General features: G+C 46.9%; 1 protein-coding gene. It reads left to right on the top strand.

Going from position 1 to position 3,739, the window contains the following annotated elements; translation table 11 throughout:
• Positions 1-3,739 (top strand): pilus assembly protein (locus AC3B8H_RS19310; protein ID WP_488443149.1); only part of this gene is annotated, 3,739 nt, incomplete at both ends.

The following is a 3,739-nucleotide window of genomic DNA, read 5'->3' on the forward strand; positions in this document are numbered from 1 at the left end:
TACGACGACGACCACCGGTTATAGAACCACAACAGCAACCACCACAACCGCGACAACAACTAGTACCAGCGCCCCAAATCATGGCTATACCGTACTGGAAAGGAGTTATCTACCCAATGACGCCCACAGCTTTGCAAAATTTTATAACGGCTCGGATTTAACTCAACTTACGCCCTTTACGTCCACCGATGTTTCCGACGGGATTACATTGTGTAACACCACCGTTTCAAGCACCGTCTTATCCCAAAACGTAACTGATCCGCCTCTGATAAGGGTCGCAAAAGGCAATTATTCGCTATGGGCGGCCAACGAACGCTGGCAATGCCGCTGGTCTGAAGAAAAGGCAGCGTCAAATAGTAATTCATCGACCGACTCGGGGATAAACGCCCAGAGCAGTAACCCTTCAAAGTCGGATAAAGGACTGGGTACCAAGGACTATGTAGCGAAAGTTAAAGTTTGTGATTTTCGAATGATTGGCACCGAAAATTGCAAAATCTACCCCGACGATACTGATACCCGGAAACCCATAGGTTTACTGCAAACCTACGGGGATGACGGAAAACTTCGTTTCGGGTTAATGACGGGATCCTACGGTAAAAATAAATCGGGTGGGGTATTACGCAAGAATGTATCGACCATATCCGACGAAATTAACGTTACTACGAACGGGACTTTCAAATCGGCACCATCAACTGGCGGCATTATCAATACGCTAAATAAACTTAGGATTTACGGTTATCGTAATGATGACGGCACGTATTTCGGCGTCACCGGTAGCGCAGGCTGTTCCTGGGGCCTAAACAGTTTTAATAACGGTGTGTGTAATAACTGGGGGAACCCACAATCGGAAATCATGCTGGAATCGTTGCGCTATTTGGCTGGCAAATCAGCGTCCACTACATTCGATGTCGACGATACGACTTATATTTCAGGACTTTCCTCCGCCACCCCAAGCGACCCAGTCATACCGACCCAATGGTGTGCGACACAAAGCATCATCCAATTTAATGCGAGCACCAGCTCTTACGATGGTGACGAATTAAGTGGCGTTACTGATTTAGGAGCCAGCAACATGGATAGTTTAACCAATACCGTAGGGGAGGGGGAAAAAATCAACGGCAAAAACTTTTTCGTTGGGGAAAATGGCACTGACAATAACCAGATATGCACAGCAAAAACTGTCAATAATCTTAGCTCTGTGCGAGGAACCTGCCCTGATTCGCCGAGGCTATCCGGCACCTACCATATAGCCGGTTTAGCGGATTACGCTCATACCAAGGATATCCGCTCTGATGTGCAAGGCAAGCAATTGGTTACAACTTATGGCGTTGCGTTGTCGCCCCAATTACCAAAAGTCGTCGTATCGGTGCCAGGAAGTACAACTAAATCAGTCACAATCTTACCGGCCTGCCAAAATACAGAGTCCACAATTAGAGGCAACTGTACTATCGTGGATTTTAAAATCGTCAGTCAATCCAGTACCGATAGCACCAGATCAGGGAAACTCTATGTCAATTGGGAAGATAGCGAACAGGGCGGAGATTTTGACCAGGACGAGTGGGGGATTCTAAGTTATTCAATTACCTCTACTCAAGTGAGTATAACCACCGACGTCATTGCCCAATCGACTCCTTATAAAATGGGCTTCGGCTATGTAATAAGCGGCACAACAACTGACGGCTTCCACGCCCATTCCGGTATCAATAGTTACTCTTATACCGATCCGCAAGGAACTCTGAGCTGTTCTAGCTGTACGTCGGGCAATTCCGCAACTACTGCCACGTACACCATAGGCTCCAGCTCGGCTTCCAGTTTACAGCAGCCGCTTTACTATGCAGCAAAATGGGGTAGCTATATTGACGCTAACGACAACAATACCCCCGATCTCACTTCCGAATGGGACAGCGATAAGGACGACTATCCGGATCATTATTTCTTTGCAATTGATCCAAAAAATCTTGAAACATCTTTAAAGAATGCATTGGATGATGTTTTAAAACGCACGGCCGCAGCCTCATCCGCGGCAGCAAACTCAACAGGAATTCAAAGTGGAACCATGTTGTATCAGGCCCAATTCAACTCGACGGACTGGAGCGGTCACCTGTTCGACTACCCAGTGAGTAATACTGGCGCGGTAACGGATGTCAACCAGGATGAAAAACTGGATGGAGCCGATGCGAATTGGGACGCAGGGATGCTAATACCTACGTCGTCACGTAACGTTTACACTTTCAGCAATAATACGGGCACTACTTTCTTATGGGATAACTTAAGCTCCAGCCAAAAAACTGCACTGCAAACCAGCTCAACCGGTATCGTCGGGACAATTGATAACGGTAAAGATAGATTGAACTGGTTGAGAGGGGATATCAGCAAAGAACAACGTAACGGCGGTTCTTTACGGAGTCGCGAAAGCACTTTACTCGGCGATATTATTAATTCCGACCCTGTCTACACCAAAACTGAAGATTACGGCTTTAGCGGATTACCAAACACTACCCCCGGCCAATCAAGTTATGCGCAGTACGTTACAGAGAAAACCACTGGAACTACGCCTCGTATACCCATGATTTACGCTGGCGCCAACGATGGCATGTTACACGGCTTTCGTGCTGATATCGGAAATTCGAGTTCAGGCAAAGAGATACTGGCTTACGTACCTGCTGCCGTATACGCAAATCTGAGTAAACTGACTGAACCGGGTTATTCCCACACCTATTATGTCGACGGTTCTCCGACTATCAGCGATGCATATCTCAACGGCACCTGGAAAACTATTTTAGTCGGTGGCTTAAATAAAGGAGGCAAATCGATATACGCTTTAAATGTATCTAATCCGGTGGCATTTAACGCCGGCGTCGACGTTTTATGGGAGTATCAGGGTTCTACAGATCCCGATACAGCCAGTGACGGTAGCGGAACTATCGACTCGGATGGCATTGGGTTAACTTACAGCCAACCGCAAATTGGCTTACTTAAAGACGGCACTTGGGCAGTTATTTTTGGTAACGGTTACAACAGCGTTTCCGAAAAGGCGTTTCTTTATGTCGTAAATCTAAGCACTGGCGAATTAATAAAAAAAATCCCAACTAACTCAAGCACGAGTAACGGACTCTCGACGCCTAAGTTATACGACAAGGACGGGGATAAAATTATCGACTACGTTTACGCCGGTGATCTCCAAGGAAACCTCTGGAAATTCGATTTCGATTCAACTTCTCAGTCCGCCTGGGGATTAGGAAACGGCGGAGCTCCGTTGTTCACTGCGTCAAGAACTGTTGACGCAGTGACAACGGTACAACCCATCACTTCACAGCCGACTCTTGGAGAGCATTCCGACGGGGTTTTAGTGTTTTTCGGAACCGGGCGCTATTTGACATCGACTGACGTAACCAATTTAGACGTTCAAAGCTTTTACGCGATTTTGGATAAGCCTTCTAGCACTGGCACAGTTAGCCGGAGTACCCTTCAGGCGCAATCGATTACTACGGAAATTACAGCAGGAACAACTAAAACCATTGGAGATTGTACCGACGACCCGTTAACGCCGGCCAACGAATGTTTGGTCACCTTCATATATCCAGTGCGGGGCACTTCGTCGAATAGCGTCGATTACACATCCAAACGAGGTTGGTTTATGGACTTATTGCCGTCTACGCAATCGCCTAATGGAGAACGCGTTGTCTCCCCTGGAGTAATAATGTTCGATCGAATTATATTTGTAACCATCATCCCGTCA

The organism is Methylomonas sp. BG-2 (assembly GCF_057766305.1).